General features: G+C 74.8%; 3 protein-coding genes. All 3 read left to right on the plus strand.

Annotated elements, in window-relative coordinates; all coding sequences use genetic code 11:
- Positions 1-669: HAD-IC family P-type ATPase (locus AE652_RS33615; RefSeq protein WP_049658547.1), on the plus strand; the 669-nt coding region annotated here is incomplete at its 5' end.
- A 120-nt stretch (positions 670-789) separates the two neighbouring features.
- A complete protein-coding gene (locus tag AE652_RS33620; RefSeq protein WP_049658549.1) occupies positions 790-1,734 on the plus strand; it encodes a DUF5996 family protein in 945 nt (314 codons plus the stop codon).
- Between the two features lie 233 nt (positions 1,735-1,967).
- Positions 1,968-2,512 (plus strand): siderophore-interacting protein (locus AE652_RS48675; protein ID WP_234348639.1); only part of this gene is annotated, 545 nt, incomplete at its 3' end.

Consider the following 2,512-nt stretch of genomic DNA (forward strand, 5'->3'; position numbering starts at 1 on the left):
GGATCCGTCCACCGGTGCGGCGAGTTGGCGGCCGAGTTGGAGGAGGCCGGCCGCACCGCCGTGCTGGTCGAGGCGGACGGGGTCCCGGTCGGCGTGCTCGGCATCGCCGACCGGCTGCGCCCGGACGCCGCCGACACCGTCGCCGCGCTGACGGCCCTCACGGGTACGGCGCCGATGCTGCTCACCGGCGACAACCCCCGCGCGGCCGCCCACCTGGGCGCCGAGGTCGGCATCACCGACGTCCGGGCCGGGCTGCTGCCGCAGGACAAGGTCGCCGCCGTCCGGGAGCAGGAGGCGGCCGGACGGAAGGTGCTGGTGATCGGCGACGGCGTCAACGACGCGCCCGCGCTGGCCGCCGCCCACACCGGCATCGCGATGGGCCGGGCCGGCTCCGACCTGGCGCTGGAGACCGCCGACGCGGTGATCGTCCGTGACGAACTGGCCACCGTCCCGGCCGTGGTGGCGCTCTCCCGGCGGGCCCGGTCCTTCGTGGTGCAGAACCTGGTGATCGCCTCGGTGTTCATCACCGCCCTGGTGGTCTGGGACCTGGTCGCCACCCTCCCGCTGCCGCTGGGCGTGCTCGGCCACGAGGGCTCGACCGTGATCGTCGGCCTCAACGGGCTGCGGCTGCTGCGCGAGGCCGCCTGGACGAGGGCGCGCGCCCTCTGACGGGTCCGGAACAAGCTCGGACCGAGGCCGGCGCGTCCCCCCGGCGGGGCGCGCCGGCCGAGGCCGTGCGACGCCCGGGTGCGGATGCGGGGCGGCCCCCACCGGCCTAGCGTGGCCCTCATGGAGCTGTTCCCCCCGATCCCGCTGGCCCAGTGGCAGGACTCCAAGGCGACGGTCCACCGCTTCGCCCAGGTCGTCGGCAAGATCCGCCTGGCGTGCAGCGTGCGGCGCAACCACTGGTGGAACGTCCCCTACCACCTCACCGGGCGCGGCATCACCACCCGCCCGATGGCGGTGCTGGACGGGGGCGGGACCTTCTGCGTCGACTTCGACTTCGTCGACCACCGGCTGGTGGGCTCCTCCTCGGACGGCCGCACGGCCTCGTTCCCGCTCACCGGGCAGTCCGTGGCGTCGTTCTACCGCCGTACGCTCGACTCCCTCGCGGCGGTCGGCGTGCCGGTCACGGTCTCGCACCCGTTCCCGTTCGACCTGCCCGACGCCGGCCGGCCGTTCACCGAGGACACCGAGCACGCCGCCTACGACCCGTTCTGGGTCAACCGCTACTGGCAGGTGCTGAGCCAGGTCAACCTGCTCCTGGAGGAGTTCGCCGCCGGCTTCTGCGGGAAGATCAGCCCGGTGCACCACTTCTGGCACACCTTCGACATCGCCGTCACCCGGTTCTCCGGGCGGGTGATCGAACAGCCGAGGACCGTCGACCCGGTGACCCGCGAGGCCTACTCCCGCGAGGTCGTGAGCTCCGGTTTCTGGTTCGGCGACGACTCCTTCCCGAACCCGGCCTTCTCCTCCTACGCGGCCCCCGAGCCCGCCGGCCTGGCCGACAGCCCGCTCCGGCCCGGTGCCGCCCGCTGGGTCGAGCGCAGCGGCAGCCACCTGGCGGTCCTGCCGTACGACGAGGTCCGCGGCCGGGAGGACGCGCGTGCCGTGGTGCTGGACTTCTACGAGTCCGTCTACGAGCCCGCGGCCCGCCTGGCCGGCTGGGACGTCCGGGGCGAGGCCTCGCCCGGCGGCATCACCGACCCGGTGGCGGCCGGGAGCGGCGACTGACGGGAGCGGCGACTGACGGCGGACCAGGGCGGTGAGCCAGGGCGGCTGTCCACGACGCGGAGTTTAGGTTAGCCTCACCTAAGCTGCGGTGCGCGTCGAGGACGTACGGACCGGCACGGCCGCGGCGTCCGCCCGTTCGCTGGAAGGAGCCCGCCCTGTCCACCGTCACCGCTCCCGCCCGTTTCGCGCTCTTCCCCCTGCGCGTCGCCCGCACCGCCACGCTCACCCCGCACCTGGTCCGCGTCACGCTCACCGGTGAGAGCCTCGCCGGGTTCGTCAACGGCGGCCTCGACCAGCGGATCAAGCTGCTGCTGCCGCTCCCCGGGCAGTCCGAGCCGCTGATCCCGCCCGGCGACGGCGACTTCGGCTGGTACCAGAGCTGGCGGGAGGCCGACCCGCGGGTGCGCCCGGTGCTGCGCACCTACACCGTCCGCGGCCAACGCCGCGACCCCGACGAGATCGACATCGACATCGCCGTGCACGGGGACCTCGGCCCGGGCTCCCGGTGGGCCGCCACGGCCACGCCCGGCGACCGGGTGGTGGTCTGCGGACCGGCCGTCGAGGAGGCAGGCGGCGTGGAGTTCCGGCTGCCCGCCGACCCCGGCTGGGTCCTGCTGGCCGGGGACGAGTCGGCGCTGCCCGCCATCGCCGCGATCCTGGAGGAACTGCCCGCGCACCTGCCGGTCCGGATCTTCGCCGAGGTGGACGGGCCGGCCGAGGAGGCCTACCTCCCGGCCCAGCGCGCCGGGGTCGAGACCGTCTGGCTCCACCGCCGCTC

The sequence above is a fragment of the Kitasatospora sp. MY 5-36 genome (assembly GCF_001182915.1).
Lineage (GTDB): Bacteria > Actinomycetota > Actinomycetes > Streptomycetales > Streptomycetaceae > Kitasatospora.

Coding starts and splice junctions, on each gene's coding strand:
- AE652_RS33620 (WP_049658549.1), top strand. CDS start 790: ATGGAGCTGTTCCCCCCGATCCCGCTGGCCCAGTGGCAGGACTCCAAG.